This window comes from Frankia umida, from assembly GCF_023242945.1.
Lineage (GTDB): Bacteria > Actinomycetota > Actinomycetes > Frankiales > Frankiaceae > Frankia > Frankia umida.
Window position 1 is genome coordinate 71426 of sequence record NZ_JALKFT010000013.1, and the last position, 26337, is coordinate 97762.

The following is a 26337-nucleotide window of genomic DNA, read 5'->3' on the forward strand; positions in this document are numbered from 1 at the left end:
CCCATCGACCGCAGTGTGGAGGCGAGGTTCCCGGCGGTGCGTAGCGTGTCGGGATGGTCCTCCCCGAGGATCTCCCTGCGGCGGGCCAGCACCCCCTCCACTAGGCCCCGGGCCGCCGGATAGTCACCCATCGACCACATTGCGCCGGCGAGGCTTTCGGCGGCAGTCAGCGTGTCGGGATGGTCCTCCCCGAGGCGGTGATGCCAGCGAGAGTGGATCTCCTGGGTGAGGGCGAGGCCGGTCGGATAATCGCCGGAGTCGTTCAAGTAGTTGATCAGCCGGATTACAGTCGCCCGGCAGTCTTCGCGGTCGCTGTCCATCATTTCGGACGCCACGATGTGGGGGCGGAGCGCCGCGTACCGCTGCCAGGATTCTGGCAGCTCGGATGTTTCCGGGGCCGCCGCAGCGAGCAGCCGGTGCACCGTGTCGCGGGCGGTGTCCCGGTCTGGTGGCGGTGTGTGGTCGCGCAAGATGGTCTGTACCAGGCGGTGCATCACTATGCCGTCGGCAGTGATCCGTACCAGGCCCAGCGATACCACCGAGGACACCAGCTGGCCCGTCCGCAGCGGATCGCCGGCTGCCGCGTCCAGCGGCGCGGGAAGCAGCTCCACGGACGGTGCGCTGATCAGGTCGGCGGGGATCGGCTCCGGGCCGCAGCATGCCCACAGCCACAGCAGCCACCGTGCCGCCGGGTCGTCGAGCCGGTCGACCGCGGCCGTCCAGGTCGCCGCGACCGGCACCGGATACGCCGCGGGTGTTCCCTGCGCGAGGATCTCCCGTGCCCGCTTGGCAACCAGCGTGCAGTAGTCCTGCGCGGTCATGGGCGTGGAGGCCAGCCATGTCCCGGCCTGTTCCACCGCCAGCGGGAGATCCCCCAGCAGGTCCGCGACACGGTCCGCTTCCGCGCCGGTCAGCCGCAGCGCGCGGCTCTGCAACAACCGCACCGCGTCGGCGCGGGAGAGCACATCCACCGCGACCGTCTGCGCCCGGCCCGCCCATCCCGGATCACGGGAGGTCACCAGCACATGCCCGTCCACCCCGGCCGCCGCGAGAAGCCCCTGCAGATCCGACGGCACGCCGGCGTTATCGACCAGCAGCAGCCAGCGCCGCACCACCCGACCCGCCGCCAGCACCGAAACCACCCGCTCCACCGACTCGGCCGCCGCGCCGGCCACCGCCACACCCAGCCGCCCCGCGAGATCCGCAAGGCCTGCCACCAGGTCAGCGGGCTGTTCGGCGTTGAGCCACCACACCAGGTCGTAGTCGCCACGAGACCGGTGGGCGTACTCCACCGCCAGCTGCGTCTTCCCGACCCCACCCAGACCCTGCAACGCCTGCGGCAACACCGACACCGCACCCGCCGCCAGACGGCCCTGCAGCCCCGCCAGTTCCTCCCCCCGGCCGACGAAGTTCGGGTTGCGCGGCCACGGCACCCGCCACACCGGCAGCACCACACCCGGCCCCGCGCCTGGACGGGCTGGCGCGGCGGCGGTGAACACCGGGTTGGCCGGGAACAACGCGCCCGCCGCCGCGAACAGCGCCGCCCGCCCGTCTGTCAGTGCCCCGGCCTTCAGCAAGTGCGACACTTCCGACCAGAACAGCCGTGCCGTCTCCCACGCCGGATGGTCCGCCCGGGACAGGCCCGCCGCTTCCAGAACGGTCCGCGCCGCGGCCGGACTCGCAAACACCTCGGCGAAGACACCGATCTCCACCGGCGACAAATCCTGGCCCACCCGGCACCCCCGACGCCCGAGCCACCCGAACCGGCCCAACTGCCACGCTCGTGAACATCCTCCCACCACCCGGCGTATCCGGATCATCGCCCGTCCGATCCAGGACAGGCGGACCGGACGCCCACACCCGCACGTCGATCACCGAGGTTCTCGACCGAGACACGCCGACCGTTCCCCGGTCTCGGAGATCCGCTGACCTGCCCCGCCCCGGGCACCGCACGCCCGTGGCACTGCGGGCCCTCGGCGAGAGCGGTTGCCAGCGGAACCGCATGATCAGAACCTTCCGCGGGGCGTCAACCTCGGCGTCCGCGCGTGTCCGGCCGTGAGAGCGGGCACCCAGGACGTCACCGTCTCAAACCCAGTGCAGACCGCTGGTTCCGCAGGAGTGGGTGACCGCATGCGGACCAGCTCACCGTCGCTGGTTCGAGTCCTCGCCCGGTCCGGGCTGCTGATTTCCCGTCGCGACGGGCGAGCGCTGGATGCACGAGAGGATCGGCTGGCAGGGCTTCTCGGCGGGCACGGGCGGCGTCCGTCCGCGTTCGCGTTGTTCAGGAAGGTGCATAGAACCCAGGTCGGTAGAGTCACCGCATAGTCTCGTAGAGTCCGCATTCGCGGTCGGGGTGGGGAAGGGTGATGCGGGTGGACGCGCCGGATTTCGCTCAGCGACTCGCTGCGTTTGGGTCCGCCAGGTTCACGGCTCTTAGGCCTGGTCAGCGGCAGGTTCTCGCCGCCTACGCCGAGCACCACCTGGACGCCTCGGATGTGGCTATCGAGATGCCCACCGGGGAAGGGAAGACCCTTCTCGCACTCCTGATCGCCGATCTTGCCCTTGAGCGTGGCTGGTCGGTGGCGTATCTGACCGGTACCCGCCAGCTGGCAGAACGGGTCGAGGAGGAAGCGGCAGCCCTGGGCCTGGACCTGGTGCGTTTCGCCGGGGGGCGCTACAACGCCGCGGACCTCGACGACTACCACCAGGCGCAGGCCGCGGCGGTGATGAACTACTGGGTCTACTTCAACGCCAAGCCCGTCCCGCAGCCAGCGGACCTTCTGCTGTTCGACGACGCCCATCTTGCCGAGCAGCCGCTGAGCGGTCTACGGACGGTGCGCATCCCGAACCGACCCGGCGCGGCGCGGAAGCTCTACCGCGCCATCTGCGAGCTGGTGCTCGCGCAGTCGGACGCCTACAGCGGCCTGCGGGGCATGCTTGACGGCATCGCCCGATTCGACGTCCCTCCCGAGCTGCTGTCCTTCACCGACTGGGCCGCAATTGTGCACCCGGTCCGCGACGCGGTCGAAAAGTCGCCGTTCGCCAGCGACGACGAGATCAAATATGTGTGGCCCGAGGTACGGGATCAGCTGGGACGGTGCGGCGTCCTGATCGGCCCGTCCGGTATCGAGATCCGCCCCTACCATCCGCCCACCACACTGAACGCCGGGTACCGCCATGCCAAGCAGCGGATCTATCTGTCCGCGACGCTCGGTTCGATGGACGATCTGCAGCGCCGTATCGGCAGCGGCCCGGTCACCCGGCTGACCACCGCCGACCCGCTGCCATCCGGAACGACCGGGGATCGCATGCTTCTCCTCAACCCCGGTGACGACCAGCCCCTGGAACCGGCTGTGCTCGGCTGGGCGCTGGACCAGGTCGATGCTGCGGGTGGGCGGGCGGCCTGGCTGTGTGCCAGTCACAGCGAGGCCGACCTTCTGCAGACCGCCCTCACCGACGAGGGACACACGGTATACCGGCTGCGACCCGGCGACGACGCGATGGTGGACAACTGGAGCCAGGCGCCCGCAGGGCACCTGGTCACCGCGGGCCGCTACGACGGGCTGGACCTCGCCGGCGATGTCTGCAGGCTCGTCATCATCACCTCCGTTCCGCAAGCCAGCAGCGAGTTCGAGCGGTTCGTTGTCGCCTACCTCAACGACGCCGGTTACATGCGCCACCGGGTCGGCCAGCGCATCACCCAGGCCCTCGGGCGCGCGAACCGCGACGCCACGGACCGGTCGCTCTACCTGGGGCTTGACCCCCGTTTCGCGCAGATACTCGCCGACCCGGCTATCCGCGAGTTCATCCCCACCGGCATCCATGCTGCTATCCGCGCCGCACTGATCACACATGGCGAGGGATGGGATGCCACCCTGCGCGCCTGTGACGCGTTCTGGACGCCCGGTACAAGCCCCTCCGCCGCAACGCCAGCGAACCGACGCAGACCGCGCCCCGGCCGCAGCACCAAAGGAATCAGCGACGACGCCAGCGCCGACCATGAGGTCACAGCCTCCACCGACCTCTGGCTCGGGGATCACACGGCGGCGGCCACGCATGCCCGGGCCGCCGCCGCTCACCTCACCGCCGCAGACGAAACCGAGCACGCCGCCTTCTGGCGATACATCGAGGCCCACGCCCACTACGACCGCGGACGCCCCAAGGACCTCGTCGCCGCCCGCGCCGCCCTGCGGGAGGCCACCGTCTCCGGACCGAGGACCATCTGGCTCCTGCGGCTGCATCGCACGATCGACGACCTTGACGGCATCCCACGGACCGCCGACGACACCGACCGATTCTTCCTCGTCTGGGACGAATGGCGCCGCGAAGCCGGCGGCCGGCTCGATCGCGTGCTTTCCCAGGGACGTGCCCACCTGGCAGGCACCCACGACCAGCAGTGCGAAGGACTGGTGACCCTCGCTCGACTCGCAGGTACAAGCGGCGAACGTGCCCCGAAGCAGGAGCAGAGCGCCACCGACTGCCGCTGGACCTGGTCAACCCCGACCCGTGCGGAACGGCGCGTCTGGGAAGTCAAAACCACACCTCACGGCGAGCCCAAACCCCTCAGCCGCGCGGACGTCAACCAGCTTCTCGGCCAGATCGAGGTCGACACCCGACGCGCGGGCCGTACACGCGTCTACGGCTGCCTACTCACCCCGGCAACTTCCACCCAGCCGGATGCCGCCGACGCCGCCCACGACAAAGCCGTACTGATCAACCATGGTGCCGCCGTCCGCCTCTACGACCTGCTCGCCCAACGACTACGCCACTACGACCAGCTGTGCGCAGACGACACCGCAGACGCTCGCGGCGACGCCCGAACCCGGCTGGAACAGCAGCTACCTGCAGACGGCTGGCTCGCTACCCTCCTGTCCCCCAGCAGAGGAAAGATGATTACCGCCCAAGACGTCGAGGAGACCTTCCCCCGCACCTGACCCGCGGACCAACTCCTCGGCCCACCAGGTCGACCGGTCTCCCGACAGTCCCGGTGAGGCGGCCGGCGGTCTTGAGAAGATCGACACGGGTGACCTTGCAATCGAGTGAGCGGGACACCCATCTTTGTCTTCCTGTTCGGCCATAGTCGTCGTGACCTGTGGTTTTTCGGATTTGAAGATCGCGAAATCCGGCCTGAAGATCAAATATGAGCCTGGCGTCAAGGGATCATTGTGCACGACCATGTCGATCAAGGCGCTACGGGGCCCCGGGTCGCAGGTCCGAGTCTCGCCCCCGCTACCACGGCGTAGGCCCGCCAGGGTGGGGGGTTACACGGAGTGGCGACGCGAAGTTGACGCCCGCCGCGGCCTGGGTGAGGTCCCCGGTGAAGAACCCCGGGTCCGCACGCGGCAACGGCGGCGCGCGTACCGCGGCCGGCAAGTTCGCCAGCGCCCGGGTTAGCGGTCCCCGCAGGAGCACGGCTGTTCGAGTCAACGAGATGCGCGGGCCACTTGTCCTTTCTGCAGGACCGCCGGCTCCGGGCGGCGAGACCAGGATGCATATGATTCCGGCAATATCGATATGGGCCAGGCAGCTCGGGACTCCTTCCGGGGAAGAGGGCGCCGCGGCTCCATCGACGGGGGAATCTGTGTACTTGGCACATCTTCGGGTCGAGAACTTCCGGATCTTCGGAGCCGCGGCCCAGAATGAAGGCGAGACAGATGCGTCGCTGGGTCTGTCGTTCACTGCCGGGACGAACGTGCTCGTCGGCGAGAACGACAGCGGGAAGACGGCGATCATCGACGCGATCCGGTTGTGCCTGCAGACTGCAGCGACGGACTACTACCGGGTCTCCCAGGACGACTTCCATCTCGGGGAAAACGGGCGGGCGGAGACCTTCACCATCGTGTGCGGGTTCACCGCCCTGTCGACCGAGGAACAGGCAGTCTTCCTGGAACTACTCACCCACGACCAGGACGGCGCAGCCTGGCTCTGCGTGACGTTCAAGGCCCAGCGAATGGACCCGGTCCGGAACCGGGTCTCGGTCACCACCCGGACCGGACCGGACGGCAACGGCCCCGCCCTGGATGGCGCCGCACGCGAACTCCTGCGCGCCACCTACCTGCGCCCCCTGCGCGACGCGGAGGCGGAACTGCGCTCGGGCCGCGGATCACGGCTGTCCCAGATCCTCGCCGGCTACCCGGCGATGAAGAACGAAGGCTTCGATGACTTCGACCCCACGAGCGATGACCCTCCGTCCACCCTGGTGGGGATCCTGCACCGCGCCGAGCACGACATCCGATGCAACGATGCCGTCTCCGAGGTGAGCCAGGACATCAACTCGGCGTACCTGCGGCGGTTCGCCATCGGCGATGACATCCTGCGCGCCAAGATCGGCGTCGCCACCGACGCGACGCTGGCCCGCGCGCTGGAACGGCTCGAACTGAATCTCTTCGCCGAGTCCAACGAGTGGACACGCCGCGGGCTCGGCTACAACAACGCCCTGTTCATGGCCGCAGAGCTTCTCCTGCTGGGCAAGAGCGAACTGGCCCCCCTCCTGCTGATCGAGGAGCCCGAGGCGCACCTCCACCCCCAGCTCCAGACCCGAATCATGACCTTGCTCTACGACAAGGCTCAGGCGTCGCAGGACGATGACAGGGCCCCGGTCCAGGTCATCCTCACGACCCACAGCCCCAACCTCGCCTCGTCGACGCCCGTCGAGCGCCTCACCATCGTCACCAAAGGCCGTCCCTTCCCACTGCGGCGCGGTATCACGCGCCTGACCGACGAGGACTATGCGTTTCTGACCCGGTTCCTGGACGTCACCAAGGCGAACATGTTCTTTGCCCGGGGCCTGGCGATAGTTGAGGGCGACGCCGAGGCAATCTTCCTACCCGCTCTCGCTGCCGCCCTGGGGACGCCCTTCAACAAGCACGGCGTCAGTGTGGTCAACGTCGGTCACGTCGGCCTGTTCCGATACAGCCGCGTCTTCCAGCGTTCCGGCGAGCAGATCCCTGTTCCCGTCGCCTGCATCCGCGACCGGGATCTTGTCCCCGGCGGCACCCCAGAGGAGATGCGGGGCAAGCTGAAGTGCTGGGAGGAGATGACGGAGCAGGAGATCGCCTCGCACGTCGCGGGCCTGACGCGCGATGACGGCGGGCCGGTGAAGACCTTCGTGTCGAACAGGTGGACGCTGGAGTACGATCTCGCCGTCGCCTCCTGGACCATGGCCAGGCTTATGCACCGCGCGGTCGGACTTGCATCCGCAGCGAAACAGTCCTGGCCAGACGCCGCCAAGATCGAGCAGGTCATCGCACGGGCCGACAGGGACGTCGCCGAGTGGGAAAGCCAGGAACTCGCTCTTGAACGGGCTGCCCTGACGATCTACAGGCCGCTCAGGCTCAACAACGCCAGCAAGTCGATCACCGCACAGTTTGCCGCGCAACTTCTCGACTCCACCCAGCTGTCGGAGGGCGACATCCCGCCCTATCTGGTCGATGCCTTCAAGTACCTGTGCGGCAGGGTGACCTCATGACCGGCACCTACCTGCCCGGTGCCTTCGCGACGCACAAAGCGGAGGCCATGGTCAAGCTCCTCGGACTTGACCCGCTCGACGACAAGCAGTGGGACTTCCTGCAGAGCGAGACCACACAGGACCTCCAGGCGGCTCCGGGATCGGGCAAGACCACCTTGATCGGACTCAAGCTCGCCCTCATGGCCGACGCATGGACCTCCATGACCTGCGGGGTTTGCGTGCTGTCGCACACCAACACGGCCAAGACCGAGATCACCGATCGGGTGGTCTCCTTCGCTGCGGGGCGCAGCCTGCTGCGCTACCCGCACTTCATCGGCACCATCCAGTCCTTCGTGCACACCTTCTTTGCGCTTCCGGCCGTGCGAGCCAAGGGCGTCGAGGTCCGGGCCGTCGACGACACGGCCTTCGGGACCGCAGCGATCCGGCTCCTGCGGCTCCCCGAGTACTCCATTCTGCGCAGCTCGCTGAAACACCAGCGCGACGGCAGCAGCATCGTCAGCGGGGCGACGTTTACCTACCGGGGCGGCGAACTCGCGGTCACTGGCGCGACCAAGGAACCCCCCTTCGGCCCCAAGACGGACAGTGCAAAGCAACTGTCCCACCTCAAGCGGACGCTGGCCGGGCAAGGCATCTTCCGCTACCAGGACATGTACGCCATCGCCCAGCAGTACCTCGTCGAACACCCAGACATCATCCCGGCCGTATCCGCGCGCTTCCCGTTCGTTCTCCTCGACGAGACGCAGGACACCAGCGTCACCCAGCACGAACTGCTGGACCTGGTCTTCGCCTCCTCACCCACAGTGGTCCAGCGGGTAGGCGACACCAACCAGGGCATCTACAGCGACACCGGCGCCGCGAGAGGGCCCGCCCCGACGTTTCCGCTGGCCGGCGCGGCAGAGCTGCCGGTCAGTCGCCGCTTCGGACCGCAGATCGCGGCACTGGCCAGCCATCTGACGGTTCGGCGCCCCCAGCAGATTCACGGAGCCGGTCCCGACGGCCAAGTCGCGATCCTGCTTTTCGACGAGGACACAGTGGCTAATGTCGTGCCGACCTTCGAACGCATGGCTGCCGCGATCGTCCCCGAGGACGTCCTTCTCAGGCGTCCACCGCAAGTGCTGGGCGCGCGGCAGCGCCCGGGATCCTCCCCGCACAATCCGCAGTCGATCTCCTGCTACGTGCCCGGCTATACCCCGCCCGGCCGTCCAACGGCCCACGACACCCTGATCGACGCGGCCCGTGCGGCGGGGACCAAATGGAGGTCCGACACGGACAACCACGAGGGGGCCAATGAGCTGTGGAACGCCGTACGCGCATCCTTCACACCTCTGACCGGCGAAAGGCTGCCGTCGCTGGGCCGCCTGGACAGGTCCGCGGAGACCCCCGGCGGTAGAATACGAATCCTGCTGCGCGAACTCCTCGCCCATACAGCCCCGTTCGAGAAGGCGAACTGGAGCCTGCTCACCGAGCAACTGACCGTCCAGATGAAACTGCTCGCTGACCGACGGCTGAGGGTCATTGGCCTGGACTTCACCCCGGCGACCGAGGCAATCATAGAAGCGGGAGGCGTCTCCAAGAGCTCCGTCGCGGCGCCAGCAGTGCGTGCCGTACCCGGGACCATTCAGAGCGCGAAGGGCGAGACCCACGCGGCGACGCTGATCTTGGATTGCTTGGAGAAGACCGGCAAGAAATTCGACGTGACCCAGGCACTCCGCGTGCTCGCCGAGCGGAGCGACCCCCAACAGGAACCCGAGAGCGTACAAGCCGCAGTGCAGCTCGTCTTCGTCGGAGCGACGCGCCCCACCCACCTGCTGGTATTCGCCGCTCACCGTAGCCGCAGCAAGCGGTACGCGGAGATGATGATCGACGCGGGCTGGTACGTCCGGGACCTCACCGAGCACTGACCCCTGCATCCGTCCCCAGGGAGCTGCCGGAAAATAACTTCAGGGTTTGATGTTGCTCTTGTCGATCAGATCGGTGAGGGCTCTCGCGGTCGATGCGGTGATCGGTGCGCGTGGAATGTGCCGGCCGAGGCCGTCGAGGACGGGGGTCATCTCGTGGATCGCGTCGCTGACGGCTCCGCGGGGTGAGCCCAGCAGCCGGGTGAGTACCTGGTGCTGGGTTTTCCACCGGTGGTGGATCACGGTGACCAGCAGCCGGTCGGACAGTGACAGCGGACCGCGGCGCAGGACGCGGTACCGGGCGTGCTTGTGATGCAGGCTGATCGGTGGGTGGTCGAGCACGTACCGCTCGACGTCGGCCAGCAAAGCGGTGAAGGCGGGGCGTTCCATGCCGGTGAGGGTGGGGTGGCGCAGCCAGTCGGGGGCGCGGTCGTCGGGTTGGGTGCGGTCGGTGTAACGAGGGCCGATGGCTGGCGCTGGTGGTTGTGGCCGCAGGGTGTAGTTCCAGGTGCCGTGCCAGTCGTGGGCGGTCAACGGTAGGGTCGCCATGACCTCGTCAGGCACGACGACACCGGTGGGATAGGCGCCGGGGTCGAACTCGGCGTGCACGGTCAGCCCAGTGCGGGTGGTGGTCGCCCCGATCGTGTTGACCACAACCTCATGGCTGGTCAGCGGCCGTCCGCGCCAGTTGATGCTGATCCGGGAAAACAGCCGGTGCTCGATGCTGTTCCATTTCGAGGTTCCCGGCGGGAAGTGGCACACGGTGATGTCCAGGCCGATCGTGTGGGCGAGGTCGGCCAGCCCGGTTTTCCAGGCCCGGACCCGGTAGCCGTTCGCGCCACCGGCATCGGCGGTGATCAGTAGCCGGGTCGCGGTCGGGTAGCGGTGGCGGCCTTCCCCGTCCCACCAGCGGCGCAGGGTCGCGACCGCGAACGCGGCGGTGTCGCCGTCGCAGCCGACCGCCACCCAGCCGGTGTCGGCCGCCAGATCGTAGACCCCGTAGGGCACCGCTTTGGGTGCGTCCTTGGCGGGAAAGTCATGGGTTCGCACCGGCACCGGCTGCCCGGTGCGGTGCCATTCCCGGCCGGCGACCGCGTAGTCCCCGAGGACCTCTTTCTTCTTGGTGTCCACACTGAGGACCGGCTGCCCGGCCGCGGTGAACTCCTTGACCCGTTCGTTGATATAGCGGAACTGGCTGTCCCGGTCGGGATGGCGGGAGCCCTCGGTCGTCCGCGATGTGCCCTGCAGGCTGAACCCCTCGGCCTTGAGCAGGACCGCGACCGTGTCCGCGCTCACCGGGTGTCCCTGCCGGGTCAGCTCGGCCGCCAGCGCGCGGGTCGATTTCACCGTCCACCGCAGCGGCGACTCCGGGTCCCCGCACTCGTCGGGCTCGACCAGCGCCAGCAACGCGCCCACCAGACGCGGGTCCTTCTCCCGCGCTTGGCGGCGCCCGCCACCGACACGCCGGACCCGCCCGGACGGCGGTTGGCCACTATCCAACTCCGCGACCCCACGCGAGACGGTGTCCTGCGAGACTCCCGCGGCCCGTGCCACCAGACGGATCCCGCCATGTCCCAACGCCCTGGCGTCCGCTCCCAGTACCAGCCGCCGCCGACGCTCGTCCAGATGCGGCAGCAACACCGCGAACTTCTCCGCCAGGACCGCCTCGGTCCCTTCCACTCCCGGAACCCTACCCCCACAGAGCATGGTCAAAAACCAGAGTTATTTTCCGGCAGCTCCCAGGGCTCCGGCAAGTTTGCGTTGGGTCCTGTGATGGCTGTGTTGCGTGGTGTGCCGGTGTTTGCGGGTGGTGGGGATGGTCTGGTGGGGTTTGCGGCTGGTGGGGGGTGGCGGGGGTGGGGCACGTCGGGGCCACGTGTCGCTGATGGAAAAGCAGGCACGCCACGTGTAGATCACGCAGATGTCGAAGTCTTCGTGGTCTGGGGTGTGGTGTGCCTGCAGGGGTATTGTCGCGTGCCGCGGCTGCTGTGGTGGCAGCGGGTGGTGTGTCGCGGCCGGGAATCTGGCAGCGGTTGGAGTCGGTTCCTGATCCGCGGTCGCCGCGGGGCCGGTCGTATCCGCTTGCTCCGTTGTTGGCGGTGTGGCTGTGCGGGTTGACCGCGGCCGGACATGACTCTGCGCGGGCGGTCGGGCAGTGGGCCAAGCGGGCCGGTGCGGTGGAGCTGGGCCGGTTGCGGTTGCCGTTCGATCCGTTCACCGGCCGGTATCGGGTTCCCGACGAATCGACGCTGCGTCGGGTGATGACCGCGACCGGCCGGCGGGCGCTGGCTACCGCGTTGCTCGACGGGGACCTGACGGTGGACGGCGGGCAGGCGGCACCGGATGGCCCGGTCATGGTGACGGGCGGTGAGGGTCGGGCGTTCGCGGTGGACGGGAAGACCAGCCGGGGTGCGCGGCGGCCCGACGGCAGCCAGGTCCATCTGCTGTCCGCGGTGACCCACGGCGACGGGTTGACCGTCAGTCAGGTCGAGGTCGATCGGAAGAGCAGCGAGACCAGGGTGTTCCGGACGTTGCTGCGGGGGCTGGACCTGGCCGGTGCCACCGTGACCTTCGATGCGTTGCTGACGGTGCGGGCGAACCTGGACTGGCTGGTCACGGTCAAAGGGGCGCGTTACGTGGCGGTGGTGAAACGCAACCAGCCGATTCTGTACCGCCAGCTCGCCGGGCTGCCCTGGGCTGAGATCCCCACCATGTTCACCGAACGTGACCATGGTCATGGTCGGGAGGAGACCCGTACTGTCACCGGGTCCCCGGCGCTCGCGCCCGCATCAGCCGCCGACCACGGATTGCAACGCGGCCAGCAGGACCGGTGCCAGGATCGCCAGGCCATAGCCGATGCCGGCAGCTTTGAACGACCCTTTCGCCCGTTCGACTTCCGCCGGATCACCGTTGGCGCCCATGTACCGCAGCCCGCCCATGGACGCGAACAGGGTCGCGGCCCCGGCCAACAACCCCATCAGCCAGTTCCGCATATTGGTGATCACCTGTTTGAGGTCGGTCACCGCCGGCACCGGCGCCGGTGGGGGTGCCGCCGGGGCCGCGTGCGCCACACCGGCGGCGAGCAGTACCGCCCCGGCTACCGCGAGCACCGTGACCACAGCCAGGGCCAGGCGCAGCCCCCGGGGCGCCGGCCCGCCGCGCTGGTCGAGCCGGCCATCGCCGCGGTCCTCACCGGTGAGGGTGACGGCCACGAGAGCGAGGGCGCCGCCGGCCGCGAGCTGCACCAGCCCCGCCGTCCCCCACACCCGCACCGGCACGACGTGGATCACGCCGAGACGGCGGCCCCACGCCGACAGGCCGACCAGCCCACCGACCACCACCGCGGCCAGCAGCAACCCGCCGGCCCCGTGCAGCAGACGTCGCAGCCACCCCGGTGCGGCGTCGTAGCGGTCCCGAACCGCCCCGGCGACCCGCGTCGCGCCCCGGCGGAGCGGCTCGAGGCCGCGGGTGACGGCCAGCATCAGCGGGGAGACCGGGCGGGTCATCGGCCCGGTCCCGGCCGGCGCGGACCCAGCTCGTCGGCGAGGACCGCGTGCAGCAGCTGGTCGTGGGCGACCGCCAGGCGCAGCGCCCACTCCTCGCCCGGCGTCACCGTCGCCGCGGACAGCACCGCCGGGGTCACACCCCGGCGGGCGGACAGCATCAGCCGTGCCTGCGGCTCGCTGAGAACCCCGATGCCGACCGCCCGGGTGAGCAGCCGGCGCAGCCCCGCGCTCCACGGCGGGGTCGGCCAGGCGGCTGCCACCGGCACACAGGTCCCTACCGGCAGGCGGGGGAACTGCGTGTACGCGAAGGCCACGCCCGCGCGGTAGGCACCCCACACCAGCCGGTGCTCCACCCCGACACCCGAGCCGCTGGCCCGCAACGCCTCCAGGAACCCGGTGAGCACCTCACTGTCGAGATCCGCCCGCAGGTCGGGGTGGCCGTCTGCCAGCGCGGCGGAGATGTGGCGCAGCATCGGCAGCGCCATCCCGACCGCGGCGACCAGCCAGCCGTCCTCGCCCTGGCGCCGCGCGAGCGTCCGCCACACCGCCGCCCGCGCCCGCACCGAGAGCCCGCTGGCACCGAGCAGCCCCTGCAACTCGACGATTCCCACCGGCCGTTGCGGCAGCTCCTCATGGACCTCCCGGCCCTCGAGCACACACAGGCCGCGTGCGGCTACTTCCGTGAAAGCGGCGCCGGCGAGATCCAACGCCGTCGACTCTCCGCGTGCCGGATATCCGTTCACTGGTCTCCCTCGCTATACGTCCACGAACGTGCGAGACCAGAAAGTCACAAGCGGTTGGCGAAACCACTGACAGCATTGACGAAAGCCCTGACAGCGGCCGTCGCCCTACCCGCGAAAGAAACCATCCAGGACTGGTGAAAAGGCGTGCGGGCCAGCGCTTTTCCCACCCGACCGCCCGAGAACGGTCCGCGAAGAGCCGGGTGTTCTTCCTCGCCGGCACCGTCGGTATGTCAGGCGATCCGCCGGTGAACTGTCAGGCGTGGCATGCATCCCGCCGCATGCGAAGAAATCAGGGTGTCAGCGCATCCGCCAGGACTGTCAGGGAAATCATCAAAAACTCGGTGTTCCCTCGGAACTGCCTCTCACCGGAGCACCGGTCTGAGGATGATTCCGCTGCTTTCCCGAAGGAGACATGGCTGTGCCGTCGACACCGGACACCACCGGCCCCGACCGCGAACCGGTCCCGCTCACCGTGTGGACCACCCACCACAGCAACCCCGCACCCTTTCCTGGCGACGTTCTCCGGCGTCTCCTCGACACCTTCAGCCGGCCCGGCGAGCTGGTCGCCACCACCAGCCGGATTCCCACCGGTATCGCCGAGGAGTGCATCACCGCCGGCCGCCGCCACCGCACCCTCACCGACCCGGCCCACACCCCCGCAGCCGCATTGAACCCTTCTCAGCCGGGGGCGGTACTCATCTTCGATCTCCACCATGGCGGCAGCAGAATCAACAGCGCCGCCATCTATACCCATCTCGCCGGATTCCTGCGCCCCGGCGGGATTCTCCTCACCGCCCTGCCCCCTGTTTCCCCCGAGGGCTGCGATCCACTCGCCGACACGGTCGCCGCCGCCCACAGCAGCGGACTCGACTACCTCCAGCACCTGATTGTCGTGCGTCTTCCCCTGCCCGACGGGCTGCTCACACCCCCCACCGACTGGGATCCGGCCGACGACCCGACCGTGCCGCAGCCGATTCCGCCCCTGCGCATCCACAGCGACATCGCCGTGCTCCTGCGCCCGCAGTCCCGGAGCAGCCGTTGACCCCCCCCGCCCGGCCCGCACCGTCCTACAGCCTTCTTCCCGCCGGCCAGCAGCACCCCCGCCTCCAACGCGCCGGCCGGTACACCCCCGCCTCGATGCAACACCCCGCCCGGATGCTGCCCGCTCTCGCCCGCCAGCTCATCACCACCTACAGCCAGCCCGGCGACCTGATTCTCGACCCGATGTGCGGCATCGGCACCAGCCTCGTCGAAGCCACGCATCTCGGCCGGGGAAGCCTCGGCGTCGACCTCGAAGCACGCTGGGTTTCGCTGGCCCGCGCCAATTTGCGTCTCGCTCGTGGCCAGGGCGCACCGCGCACCGGGCAGGTGTTCCGTGGGGACGCCCGCCGGCTCGGCGCGGTCATTCCCGACCGGTATCACGGGCGGATTTCCCTGCTGCTCACCTCGCCGCCCTACGGGCAGGCCACCCACGGCATCATCACCGCCGCCCCCGGGCGCGGCGTCCATAAAACCGATTACCGCTACTCCGCCAGCCCCGAAAACCTGGCGAACACCGATCTTGAGGGCCTCCTCGACGGCATGTCCGCACTGTTCACTGCTGCCCACACCCTGCTGCGCCCTGGTGGGTTGCTCGCCCTGGCGGTACGTCCCTACCGGCACGCCGGGGTCCTGGTGGACCTTCCCGGCGCCCTCGTCGACCTCGCGGCGGACACCGGCCTGCACCTACACGCCCGCGCCGCCGCCCTGCTCGCCGCCCTGCGCCCCGACGGCGCGCTCACCCCCCGGGCGACGTTCTTCGCCCTGCACAACATCCGCACCGCCCGCGCCGCCGGCCACCCCCTCCATCTCATCGCCCACGAGGACATCCTCCTGCTGCGCACCCCACAGCACCCCCCTGACAGGGCCTCTGACCTGCCACAACATCCCAGCTGACAGCGGCGACCCGCGGGCCGGTCAGGACTGACAGTTCGATGGCGAAACGCCTGACAGTCCCATGGTGAAAGCCCTGACACCCCTGCCGTCGGGCCGGAGCCCGGTCCGACGGCAGGGGCCTCCCACACGGGCCGGCGCCCTCTGGCAGCCCACTCGCTCGCCTGCGAGCCGCAGGCGTCACGGGAGCCGCCCTGGCCCCGCCCGTGCGGTGTGCCTTCTCCTCCCACCTCCTTCCCTCCTGTGCGAGGTCTCTGTTGAAGAAGTGGACCGAGGCGGACATCCTCCGCCTGCCTGCCGTCATCGACATCGTCACCGCCGGAGAAATCCTCGGGATCGGCCGGACCCAAAGCTATCGCCTCGCGAAGACCGGTGACTTTCCCGTGAACACCCTCCGGGTCGGCAATCGCTATAAGGTTCCCACTGCTCTTATCCGTCGGCATCTACACCTCGACGAGATTTCCATCGAAGGCGCTTGACGCACAATTCACGCGGAGCGTGAATTGTTATGGGTATTCGTGGCGCTCGATAATAACTTTTCAAGCCACCGGTAAATGCCGCGTTCTTCTGTCTGATCTCGCGAGATTCCGCTCGAGGGGCAGTGGGGGAGAACGGTCAATCCTCGGCCGGTGCTTGGAATATCTGGCTACGAGCCTTTTCTGGTGGTGCGAGAAACGACCCACCGTCGAAAGAAGGGCTTCCTGGCGTGCAGATCCAAACGGCAAAGCGGTGTGGCTGCCGCGGCCCGGACGGCAAACAGCTCGGTAAACGTTGCCCCAAGCTAAAAGGAAGAAATCACGGTAAGTGGTCGTATCGGATTAAAGTTCCCACAGACTTGCGTGCACTAGTCGGGCAGCAGGAAATTCGAGAGTCCGGATATGACAGCGAAGAAGAAGCGAGGGAGGATGCAGAGAAGGGTGTCGTCAGAATCCGAGCCGGCAGGAAAAATGTTGGTCAGCTGACGGTCGGAGAATACCTGGACACCTGGCTTGCGGGAAAAAGACGGCTGCGCCCGACAACCCGCAACGGCTACGAGTCCAACATCCGCCTTTACCTACGCCCCATGCTCGGGAACCTTCCCCTCAAGGGCCTCGAAAAAAGCCAAATCGACACCATGATCAACCGCCTTGAGGCTGAAGGATCCGCCCTGGTCACCGCAGGCAAAGGCTCGACCCGGAAACCCCGACCACTTGCTCCGAAAACGATCCATGAGATCTTCGCGACGCTGCGGGTCGCGCTCAACGATGCCGTTACCCAGCGGAAGATCGACTGGAATCCGGCCCTCGGCGTGGAACTACCCGAACAGGACGCCGTGGAAGTGGAACCATGGGAAGCCGAGGAAGTCGGCCGCTTCTTGGACGAGGCATCTGGGGACCGGCTCTCCGCCATGTACGAGCTGATCGCCCTACATGGCCTGCGCCGCGGCGAGGCCTGCGGAGCGACCCGACAAGGCCTTGACGGGCAACGGTCCGTGCTGACCATCACCCAACAGATCACCGAATCGCACGGCCAGATGGGTGTGTGGTCACCCAAAACGAAATCCGGCCGTCGCAAGATCGACCTCGACCCGATGACCCTGGATTCGCTTCTGGCACATGTACTCGAGCAGGACGCCGAGAAGGAAGCGGTCGGACCGGCCTGGGACAACGGCACCCTGCCGAACCAGCGCGGCGAACCCGTCCACCTCACCGGGTTGATCTTCACCCAGCTTGACGGCAGGCATCTGTCCCCGGCCTACGTCTCGGCGCACATGCAGGTCATCGCCAAACGCGTAGGGCTGTGCAGCCACCTCGTCCGGCCCGCCTCCCGCGGAACAACAGCCCTCACGGTCGGCAAGCGATACCGCGCACCGGAAGGAACCTGGACGCTCTACCGTGACCGCGAGCCGATCGGCGCGGTGACCGTGATCGGCTGCACCCGGCGCCGCGGTGCCGGTGCGGTCCTGCACCTCGCCGAGCCATTGCCGTTCGACCTCGAGTCTGGTGACGAACTCGGCGAGAACCTACTGTCCCGGCAGCGGCTGCACGGCCTGCGGCACAGCAACGCGAGCATCCAGCTCGCCGAGGGCATCGACATCACCCTCGTCTCCAAGCGCCTGGGCCACTCCTCGCCCGCGATCACCGGCCGGCTGTACGCGCACCTGCTGCGGCCGACCGGTCAGGCGGCAGCGGAGAAGATCGTGAACGCGGTACCGCGGCGCACGATGCGACACCCGTGGGGCCACATGGGGGCCACAACGATCAACAGCCCCGAACCGGGTAGGTAGCACATGCCAACCGTGCAGGTCATGGGCCTGTACAGCGGTGGGCCGTCAGGGACTCGAACCCTGAACCCGCCGGTTAAAAGCCGGCTGCTCTGCCAGTTGAGCTAACGGCCCCGCACGGCGATGGTACCTGGGGGAAATGGTCTTGGACGGCGGCCCGGACCGCGAGGCCGCCAGGTCGCTCGCACCGTACCGGCCGTGATGCGCGGGTGCGGCCGGTGGCGGCGTGCGCATCCGGGTATGGCGGCAGACTCGCTGTCACTGTGCGTAGTTGTATCCGGGTGGCTCGGCGGATCTACTTCGGCCAGGTGGCGGTCATGTGGGGTGACGTGGATCGCGGCGCCGCTGGTCAGACGTTCCCCTGGAAGGAGACATACGTGCGTAGAAGGTTTTCCGCGGTGAGTTCGGCCGCCGTGACGGCGGCGCTGGCGGCCGGGCTGGTCGCCGCGGTACCCGGGCTCGCGGGGGCGGCGAGCGCGGCCCCGCTGTTCGGCGACGGGGCTACGCCGGTGATCCAACCGGCTCTGTTCGACGACTACAAGGCCTACGGTCTGACGACGACGGGCCGGCTGGTGCGTTTCGACGTGGACTCGCCGGCGAGCCTCACCCCGATCGGCCGGATCACCGGGCTCGTCGGCGGTGACACGCACCTGGTCGGGATCGACTTCCGGGTGCAGAACAACCGGCTGTATGGCGTCGGTGACCTCGGTGGAATCTATGTGATCAACACGGCGAACGCGGTCGCCACGCTCGTCTCGCACCTGACGATCCCGCTGGTCGGTACCGCCTTCGGGGTCGACTTCAACCCGGCGGCGAACCGGCTGCGGGTGATCAGCAACGCGGGTGAGAACCTGCGGCACAACCTTGACGACCCGACGGGCACCCCGCCGCCCGGCACCACCGTGGCCGACACGCCGCTGACCTACCCGCCGCTGCTGGGTACCGCGACCGGCCTGACCGGTGCGGCCTACACGAACAACGACCTTGACCCCGCCACCGGCACGACCCTGTTCGACATCAACACCAACCTCGCGCAGGTGGCCGTCCAGTCGCCGGCGAACGCCGGGACGCTGGTCAACACCGGCACGCTGTCCGTACCCGTCGGAGCGCTGGCCGGCTACGACATCTTCACCGAGCGGTCGCGCGGTCGGGCGGTGGCCAACACCGGCTTCGCCGCGCTGCTCGTCGGCTCGAGGTTCCGGCTCTACGAGGTCAACCCGTTGACCGCGCGGACCACGTTGCGCGGCTTCTTCCCGGCGAACTACCCGGTCTTCGACGTCGCGCTGCCGATCAACCAGTAACGATCAACCAGCAACGCGGACGGCCCCGGCGGGCAGCCGCCGGCGGCTGTCAGGGGATGGCGCGTGGACGGCCGGGCCAGCCAGTGAGGCCAGCCCGGCCGGTCCGCGCCATCGCCTGGCCGCGAGTGTCTACCTAGCCGCGGCGGCGACCGCTGCTGGCACCTGAACCGCGACCGGAGCCGGCGTCATGGCCGTCGAGGGTCACCTGGTCACCGGTGACCAGTCCGGCCCGGCGCAGCGCGTCGGCGATCGCCCCGTCGGGCGCACCCCGGCGGCCCCCACCAGAGCCGCCGCGGTTGCCACCGCCACCGCCACCGCCGCCACCGCCACCGCGGTAACCACCCGCGCCGCCGGAACCGCCGGAACCGCCGGAACCGCCGGAACCGGTCCGACTGCCACCACGGCCGCCGTCCTGCCCGCCGGGACCACGGCCGCGACCACCGGGACCGCCACTCTGGCCAGCGCGACGATCACCGCCGCCACCGGCCCCACGGCCGGCGCCACCGGAGCCGGAGCCACCAGAGCCACCAGCGTCACTGGAGCCGGAACCTGCCCCGGTGCCACGCCGTCCGCCCTCGCCGCCATCCCGGGCGGCACCGTCGCGTACGGCGGCCTCACGGCCGGCACCGCGACGGCCGCCACCGCCGCCGCCTGAGGTGGCGGCACCGGGCTCGTCGTCCAGACGCAGGGTCAGCGAGATGCGCTTGCGGGGAATGTCGACGTCCAGGACCTTCACCGTGACGATGTCGCCGGACTTGACGACCTCCCGCGGATCGCTGACGAAGTTCTTCGACATGGCCGAGACGTGTACCAGGCCGTCCTGGTGGACGCCGATGTCCACGAACGCGCCGAACGCGGCCACGTTCGTCACCGAGCCCTCGAGGGTCATGCCGGGGGTGAGGTCGGCCAGGGTCTCGACACCTTCGGAGAACGCTGCCGTGCGGAAGGCGGGCCGCGGGTCGCGACCGGGCTTGTCCAGCTCGGCGAGGATGTCGGTGACGGTGGGCAGACCGACGGTGTCATCGACGAAGTCGGACGGCTTCAGCGACCGCAGCACCTTGCCGTTGCCGATGAGCGAGGTGAGCTCCTGGCCGGTGGTGGCGAGGATGCGCCGGACCACCGGGTAGGACTCGGGGTGCACGCTGGAGCCGTCCAGCGGGTCGTCGCCGCCGAGGACGCGCAGGAAGCCGGCGCACTGCTCGAACGCCTTCGGTCCCAGCCGGGGTACCGCCCGCAGTGCCTCCCGGCTCCGGAACGGGCCGTTCTCGTCGCGGTGGCGCACCAGGTTCTCGGCGAGCCCCGCGCCGATCCCCGAGACGCGGGTGAGCAGCGGCGCGGAGGCGGTGTTGACGTCCACGCCGACGGCGTTCACACAGTCCTCGACCACCGCGTCCAGGGACGTCGCCAGGCGCGTCTCGGACAGGTCGTGCTGGTACTGGCCGACACCGATCGACCGTGGTTCGATCTTGACGAGTTCGGCGAGCGGGTCCTGCAGCCGGCGCGCGATCGACACCGCGCCGCGCAGCGTCACGTCCAGCTCGGGCAGTTCGCCGGCGGCGTAGGCCGACGCCGAGTACACCGACGCCCCGGCCTCCGACACGGTCACCCGGGTCAGGGACAGCTCCGGGTGCTTGCGGATCAGGTCCTCGGCGAGCTTGTCGGTCTCCCGGGACGCCGTCCCGTTGCCGATCGAGACGAGATCGACGGAGTGCGCGGCGGCGAGCCGGGCCAGGGTGGCGATCGACTCGTCCCACCGGCGGGCCGGCACATGCGGGTAGATGGTGTCGGTGGCGACGACCTTGCCGGTCGTGTCGACGACGGCGACCTTCACCCCGGTGCGGTAGCCCGGGTCCAGGCCCATCGTCGACCGACTGCCGGCGGGGGCGGCGAGCAGCAGGTCACGCAGGTTCGCGGCGAACACCTTCACCGCGGTCTCCTCGGCCGCCGTCCACAGTCGCATCCGCAGGTCCACCCCGAGGTGGACGAGGACGCGGGTGCGCCACGCCCAGCGGACGGTGTCGGCGAGCCAGCGGTCGGCGGGGCGGCCGGCGTCGCTGATGTCGAACGCCTCGGCGATGCGCCGCTCGTAGTCGCTCGGCCCGGGCACCGGCGGGGTGTCCGGCGCGGGCGGCTCGGCGGGTTCGAGGGTGAGGTCGAGAACCTCCTCCTTCTCACCACGGAACACCGCGAGGATGCGGTGTGAGGGCAGCGAGGTGAACGGCTCGGCGAAGTCGAAGTAGTCGGCGAACTTCGCGCCGGCCTCCTGCCTGCCCTCGCGCACCTTCGACACCAACGTGCCGCGCGACCACATCTGCTCGCGCAGCGCGCCGATCAGGTCGGCGTTCTCGGCGAAGCGCTCCACCAGGATCGCCCGGGCGCCCTCCAGCGCCGCGCCGGCGTCGGCCACACCCCGGTCGGCGTCGACGTAGCCGCTGGCGGTGCCGTGCGGGTCCAGCGACGGGTCGCCGAGCAGCGCGTCGGCGAGCGGCTCGAGGCCGGCCTCGCGGGCGATCTGCGCCTTCGTCCGCCGCTTGGGCTTGTAGGGCAGGTAGATGTCCTCGAGCCGGGCCTTCGAGTCGGCGGCGAGGATCTGCGCCTCGAGGGCGTCATCCAGTTTGCCCTGGGACCGGATGGACTCGAGTACCGCCGAGCGCCGCTCCTCCAGCTCCCGCAGGTAGCGCAGCCGCTCCTCCAGGGTGCGCAGCTGGGTGTCATCGAGGGTGCCCGTCACCTCCTTGCGGTAGCGGGCGATGAAGGGCACGGTGGCGCCCCCATCGAGCAGGTCGACCGCCGCCGCCACCTGCCCCTGGCGCACGCCGAGTTCCTCGGCGATCCGTTGATGGATGGACTGCTGGGGGACAGCTGTCGTCGTCACAAGCTCTGATCCGCCTTCTCGTCGGAGTCGATGTCGGTGTCGCGATCGGACCGCGCCGTCTGCGAGACTACGGGTGATCACCGACAGTGGGCCGGCCGGGCGGCCCCGCGTGGCGGTGAGACCCCCGACGTGTTACGTGGCAGTCCGCCGTGCCACGCACCGTGCCAGCGGGTGTGGGCCCGGATCCATCGGTGTGATCCGGTGTGATCCGTACCGTTCGATTGCGTTACTGGGCATATCTCATTGGTGCGACATGACCTATGATGTGCCCGTGCGCATGAGGTGCCAGGCCACGGGGGCGGTGCGGCCTTGTTCCCGTTATTGTGCCGAGGGTGCGGCCGGGCACGGTCGGTTCGCGTCGGCCCGCCGCTGTCCCTGTTTGCGCTCCCGGGTGGCCGGGTGAAGCCGGTGGGTGCGTTCGGCCCCGCCATCGCCGCCCGGGGAGTCGAATCCGGCGTCGGCGCCACCGGTATTCGACACGAGGCTTTTCTCTATCTCGGGGACATCGGTTTCCTCAGCGCCACCAGGGATTTCATCCTGGCCGGTCTTGCCGCCGACGAGGATGTGCTGGTCATTCTGGGCGAGCCGCGCCTGACACTGTTGCGCGGCGCTCTCGGTCGTGCCGGGAAACGCGTCGATCTCGTCGATCTGGCCGACCTGGGCCGCAATCCCGCCCGTCTCATCCCGGCCTGGCAGGAGCATCTCGAGCAGGGCGACGAACGCGACCGGACGGTCCGCGGCATCGTCGAGCCGGTGCGGTCCGACTGTTCAGGGCCGGAACTAGCCGAGTGCATGCTGCACGAGGAACTGACCAACGAGGCCTTCCCCGGGCCGCGGAGCTGGCGGCTGCGTTGCCTCTACGAGGCGGCCGCGCTCGACCCGGCGACCACCGACCTGGTGTGGCAGACCCACCCGATGGTGGTCAAGGGTGGCCTCGCCCGCCCCAGCACCCGGTTCCGCCCCACCGGCGTCCAGCCCGCTCGTGGGGCCGCCGGTGGTGCGGTGGCCGCCGGTGCGGTCGGGTCCGGGGGTGATCTGTTCGCCGAGCGGCTGCCGGATCTCGGGCCGCCCTGGTCCGAGATCTCCTTCGGCCCGACGAACCTCGGGCTCGTCCGGGCCGCGTCGGCCGCGGCCGCCCGGGCGGTGCGCCTCGGCAGCGAGCGGGTGGATGATCTGGAACTCGCCGTCCACGAGGTGGCCACCAACAGTGTGCGCCACGGTGGCGGGCGCGGCACGGTGCGGTTCTGGCCCGATCAGGGCGGTCTGGTCTGCGAGGTGACCGACGCGGGGCTGGTCGCCGACCGGCTCGTCGGGCGGCGCCGGCCCGCGCTCGACCTCGGCGGTGGGCGCGGCCTGTGGCTGGTCAACCAGCTGTGCGACCTCGTCCAGCTTCGTTCCGGTCCCACCGGCACCACCGTCCGCATGTACGTGCACTGAGACGGGGGATGTGGTGACCTCGACCGAGCGTGTTCGGGTCGGACGCGGATCGTGGCCGGCGGACGGCCGCGGCGGCACGGTGACACCGACCGCGGCGGGGACGGACCCCGCCGGGCCGGGCCGGTGCTACGGCATCGGCGCCGGGCTGACCCCGCCGGAGGGCAGCAGCGACGGGGACGTCCTCGCCGTGCGCTCGGCGATCGTCGCGATCAGCCGTGCGCTCAACTGGCATGCCGGCCCCGGCACCCCCGTCCCGACCGATGGTCGTTTCACCGCCGCCACCGCGGCCGCTGTCACCGCATTCCAGGAAGAACTTCAGCCAACCATCAACCGGGACATGTATCTGCCGGCCATCGAACACAGCCCGCCCGGATATGTCAGCAAGGAGACGTCCTACGCGCTGTTCATGCCGATCGCGGACAGATATGCGCTGAAGTACACGGTGCCCCGCGGCCTGCTGCGCGGAATCACCACGATCGAAAGCAACTGGGACCCGGGCGCCGTCGGATACTGGACGAACTCCGACTTCGGGCTCTGCCAGTGGAACACCACACTTCCCGACGTGACGACCGCCCGCGCCCTCGACCCGTTCTGGGCCCTTGACTCGACCGCCCGGATGATGCGGGAGCGTTACGACTCGGACCGGTGGGGACACAACTGGCTCTACGTCATTGCCGCGCACAACGTCCCGACCTGGGCCGCGCAGTGGGCACAGGGCCAACTGTCGGCGGCCAGGCCCGAGGACGTCCCCAAGCTGGACCGGATGAACGGTTACGTCAGCAACGTGCTGGCCCGCGTCTGGTAGCTGGCCGGCACGTCGCCGGTGGCCGCCCTGGTCCGGGAAACCGCCCTGGTCCGGGAAGGCGGCCTGGTCAGGAGGCTGGCGCGGCGATCCGTTCGAGCACGGCGGTGTGCAGCCGGCGGATACCGATCGGCGCGAAGGTGCGTTCGAAGAAGCCGCCGATACCCCCGGCGCCGTCCCAGGTGGTGATTGCCGTCACGGTGCTCGCCCCGGCGCCCGGGCCGCCCGGCGCGGGTGCGACCTGGTAGGTCGTGCGCAGCGACGAGTTCTGGTCGGCCTCCAGCAGGGTGTCCGGCTGCGGGGCGGAGACGATCGCGTCCACGTCCCGCGAACGCTTGCGGGTCGCCTGTAGCCGGTAGGCGATCCGGCTGCCCGCCCCCGCGCCGCCCGCGAGCACCCGGTAGTCGTGGATGTTGTCCGGCCAGGACCGGGCCCGCACTCCCTGGTAGTCACCGAGCGCCGCGAGAACCCGCTCCGGCGCGCCCGCCACCGTCTGGCGTACCTCGACCCGGATCTGTGCCACGTCCACACCCTTTCGCCTGCGCCTGGCCGAGCCCCGGACGGCGTCCGGTCATCTGTGACCGGCTGCCGGCCGCGTCCCCGCCACTGTGCGCCGGCTCACGGCCACCGCCGGCCGGTGGTGGGGTCAGGCTCGCACGTCGACGTCCGGGCGCGCGCCGGACCCGGTGCGGATGCGCATCGTGATTACTCTGAGTTACCTTTCTGGGGCGCTCGAGGGGCGTACCGCGGCCCGTCGCGGGCCACCGTCCGGACCGGGGGTAGGCCGATTTCTCGCGCTCGACCTGTGTCGTCACGATCCGCGGGCGACCTGCTGATGGTCTGTGCCGGCGCCCGGCCGGAGACGGCTGGTCCGTCGGACCGGCAACGTTTCGTCACAGCCGGTGCGCTCATGCTGCTGACGGCCGGGCTCGCCACCTACGCGGGCGCGACCGTCGCCGCGATGGGTCTGCACCGCTCGGCGTGGCGCACGCTGCCCTTCGGACTGTTCTACGCGGCCGTGATCTTCTTCCTCGATCGATCGGTGCTGCTGTCCCCCCGCCCCTACCGGCTGGGACGCGACGCCACCGTGCGGCTCGGCCGGGCCGGCGCCGCCACCGCCATCCGGGTGTTCGTGGCGATCTGCGCGGCCCTGCTGGTCGGTGAGGCGCTGCTGCTGACCGTGTTCGCGTCCTCGATCGCGCCACGGGTCACCGAGATCCACCAGGAGGAGATCGGTCGCGCCCTGCGCGCCTTCGACGTCAACCAGCAGGGTGAGCAGCGGGCGCTCGCCGCCGGCCTGGCCGCCCGACAACAGGACCTCACCGCCGCCCAGGGACGCGTCACCGGCGCCACCGCGGCGGCGAACTGCCAGCTCACCGGCGGTGGCGCCTGCCTGGCCGGAGCCGGACCGATCTACCGGATCACCCTGGCCGACCTCGCCGCCGCGGTCCTGGCCACCCAACGGGCCACCCAGGCGCGGGACGCGGCCGAGGCCCGACTGACGGCCTTCGACCAGGACCGGGACACCCGTCGGACCGGCTTCCTGGCCGCCCAGACGGCCACCGCGAACGCCGCCGACGACCTGTTGACCAGGGAGAAGGCTTTCTGGCGGCTGACGACCTCCGACCCGTCGGTGTTGCTGTGGCGGATCGTGCTCACACTGCTGCTGCTCGGCGTCGATCTCGGCCCACTCATCTTCGCCCGCACCCTCGAACAGACCGAGCCGCGCCGACGCGAACGCCTCGAACGGTGGCGCACCTGCAACGCCCAGGAGCTCGAAGCCCAGCAGGTCGGCTCCACCACCCGGCACCGGGCCCGGCTCGCCCGGGAACTCGCCGACGCCGGCACCGACCGGTACGGCCAGCATGTTCGCCGCCGGGACGAGATCGAGACCTCGGTGCGCCTGGCCGGCGACCTCGCCGCCGCCGAGGTCGCCCGCGCGGAGATCCGGGCCGACCGGGACAGCCGCATCCGCGAACTGCGCGCCCGTCACCGCGTGCCCGACCCGACCCCCTCCGTCGACCAGACCCTCTCCGTCGACCGGACATGACGTCGCCCGGACGCGCGGGGTCAGTCCCACGTGCGTCCGGGCGTTGTGATGTCAACCGACTC

General features: G+C 69.6%; 17 protein-coding genes, 1 tRNA gene and 1 pseudogene. 12 read left to right on the plus strand and 7 right to left on the minus strand.

Annotated elements, in window-relative coordinates; all coding sequences use genetic code 11:
• The coding region (fxsT, locus tag MXD59_RS14510; protein ID WP_248825275.1) for an FxSxx-COOH system tetratricopeptide repeat protein at positions 1 to 1712 on the minus strand (1712 nt) is incomplete at its 3' end.
• A 654-nt stretch (positions 1713 to 2366) separates the two neighbouring features.
• On the opposite strand from fxsT, the gene MXD59_RS14515 reads away from it, so the two are divergent.
• The 3 genes from MXD59_RS14515 (at position 2367) to MXD59_RS14525 (ending at position 9369) form a co-directional block, all read left to right on the plus strand.
• On the plus strand, positions 2367 to 4934 hold the full coding sequence (locus tag MXD59_RS14515) for a DEAD/DEAH box helicase family protein (RefSeq protein WP_248825276.1): 2568 nt from the start codon (positions 2367 to 2369) through the stop codon (positions 4932 to 4934).
• A gap of 647 nt (positions 4935 to 5581) precedes the next feature.
• On the plus strand, positions 5582 to 7468 hold the full coding sequence (locus MXD59_RS14520) for an ATP-dependent nuclease (RefSeq protein ID WP_248825277.1): 1887 nt from the start codon (positions 5582 to 5584) through the stop codon (positions 7466 to 7468).
• Positions 7465 to 9369, plus strand: a complete 1905-nt coding sequence (locus tag MXD59_RS14525) for a UvrD-helicase domain-containing protein (protein WP_248825278.1) — start codon at positions 7465 to 7467, stop codon at positions 9367 to 9369. Before MXD59_RS14520 ends, MXD59_RS14525 begins: the two co-directional genes overlap by 4 nt.
• 39 nt (positions 9370 to 9408) lie before the next feature.
• Here the strand turns inward: MXD59_RS14525 and MXD59_RS14530 are convergent, their stop codons facing one another.
• Positions 9409 to 11073 (minus strand): ISAzo13 family transposase, encoded by a 1665-nt coding sequence (locus tag MXD59_RS14530; protein WP_372512080.1) that lies wholly within the window; start codon positions 11071 to 11073, stop codon positions 9409 to 9411.
• 299 nt (positions 11074 to 11372) lie between these two features.
• Here MXD59_RS14530 and MXD59_RS27355 point away from each other — a divergent pair.
• Positions 11373 to 12134, plus strand: a pseudogene (locus tag MXD59_RS27355) (ISAs1 family transposase); the annotation flags it as partial.
• A 21-nt stretch (positions 12135 to 12155) separates the two neighbouring features.
• Here MXD59_RS27355 and MXD59_RS14535 read toward each other — a convergent pair.
• Together MXD59_RS14535 and MXD59_RS14540 are read right to left on the minus strand one after the other, a co-directional pair.
• On the minus strand, positions 12156 to 12872 hold the full coding sequence (locus MXD59_RS14535) for a pilin (protein ID WP_248825279.1): 717 nt from the start codon (positions 12870 to 12872) through the stop codon (positions 12156 to 12158).
• Complete coding sequence (locus tag MXD59_RS14540) at positions 12869 to 13615, minus strand: hypothetical protein (protein WP_248825280.1); 747 nt, start codon at positions 13613 to 13615, stop codon at positions 12869 to 12871. Before MXD59_RS14540 ends, MXD59_RS14535 begins: the two co-directional genes overlap by 4 nt.
• Positions 13616 to 14033: 418 nt before the next feature.
• Between MXD59_RS14540 and MXD59_RS14545 the strand changes: the two genes are divergently transcribed.
• From MXD59_RS14545 to MXD59_RS14560, 4 genes are all read left to right on the plus strand, one after another.
• Entirely contained in the window at positions 14034 to 14657 is a 624-nt protein-coding gene (locus tag MXD59_RS14545) for a hypothetical protein (protein ID WP_248812285.1), read from the plus strand.
• Positions 14654 to 15550 (plus strand): TRM11 family SAM-dependent methyltransferase, encoded by an 897-nt coding sequence (locus tag MXD59_RS14550; protein ID WP_248825281.1) that lies wholly within the window; start codon positions 14654 to 14656, stop codon positions 15548 to 15550. The genes MXD59_RS14545 and MXD59_RS14550 overlap by 4 nt, the downstream gene beginning before the upstream one ends.
• A 254-nt stretch (positions 15551 to 15804) precedes the next feature.
• The gene (locus MXD59_RS14555) at positions 15805 to 16026 is read left to right on the plus strand and encodes a MerR family transcriptional regulator (protein WP_248825282.1); all 222 of its coding nucleotides are present in this window, start codon (positions 15805 to 15807) and stop codon (positions 16024 to 16026) included.
• A gap of 227 nt (positions 16027 to 16253) precedes the next feature.
• Entirely contained in the window at positions 16254 to 17813 is a 1560-nt protein-coding gene (locus MXD59_RS14560) for a tyrosine-type recombinase/integrase (protein ID WP_248825283.1), read from the plus strand.
• A gap of 38 nt (positions 17814 to 17851) precedes the next feature.
• Here the strand turns inward: MXD59_RS14560 and MXD59_RS14565 are convergent.
• Positions 17852 to 17924, minus strand: a tRNA-Lys gene (locus MXD59_RS14565).
• A 263-nt stretch (positions 17925 to 18187) separates the two neighbouring features.
• Between MXD59_RS14565 and MXD59_RS14570 the strand changes: the two genes are divergently transcribed.
• Positions 18188 to 19111 carry a DUF4394 domain-containing protein gene (locus MXD59_RS14570; protein ID WP_248825284.1) on the plus strand — a complete coding sequence of 308 codons (924 nt, stop codon included), beginning with the start codon at positions 18188 to 18190 and terminating at the stop codon, positions 19109 to 19111.
• Between the two features lie 133 nt (positions 19112 to 19244).
• Here MXD59_RS14570 and MXD59_RS14575 read toward each other — a convergent pair whose 3' ends face one another.
• Positions 19245 to 21986 carry a Tex family protein gene (locus MXD59_RS14575; protein ID WP_248825285.1) on the minus strand — a complete coding sequence of 914 codons (2742 nt, stop codon included), beginning with the start codon at positions 21984 to 21986 and terminating at the stop codon, positions 19245 to 19247.
• Between the two features lie 399 nt (positions 21987 to 22385).
• Between MXD59_RS14575 and MXD59_RS14580 the strand changes: the two genes are divergently transcribed.
• A complete protein-coding gene (locus MXD59_RS14580; RefSeq protein WP_248825286.1) occupies positions 22386 to 23423 on the plus strand; it encodes an anti-sigma factor RsbA family regulatory protein in 1038 nt (345 codons plus the stop codon).
• 13 nt (positions 23424 to 23436) lie between these two features.
• Positions 23437 to 24228, plus strand: a complete 792-nt coding sequence (locus MXD59_RS26985; RefSeq protein ID WP_248825287.1) for a transglycosylase SLT domain-containing protein — start codon at positions 23437 to 23439, stop codon at positions 24226 to 24228.
• A gap of 67 nt (positions 24229 to 24295) precedes the next feature.
• Here the strand turns inward: MXD59_RS26985 and MXD59_RS14590 are convergent, their stop codons facing one another.
• Complete coding sequence (locus MXD59_RS14590) at positions 24296 to 24748, minus strand: SRPBCC family protein (RefSeq protein WP_248825288.1); 453 nt, start codon at positions 24746 to 24748, stop codon at positions 24296 to 24298.
• A 282-nt stretch (positions 24749 to 25030) separates the two neighbouring features.
• Here MXD59_RS14590 and MXD59_RS14595 point away from each other — a divergent pair, with 282 nt between their 5' ends.
• Positions 25031 to 26275 carry a DUF4407 domain-containing protein gene (locus tag MXD59_RS14595; RefSeq protein ID WP_248825289.1) on the plus strand — a complete coding sequence of 415 codons (1245 nt, stop codon included), beginning with the start codon at positions 25031 to 25033 and terminating at the stop codon, positions 26273 to 26275.
• Positions 26276 to 26337: the final 62 nt, after the last annotated feature.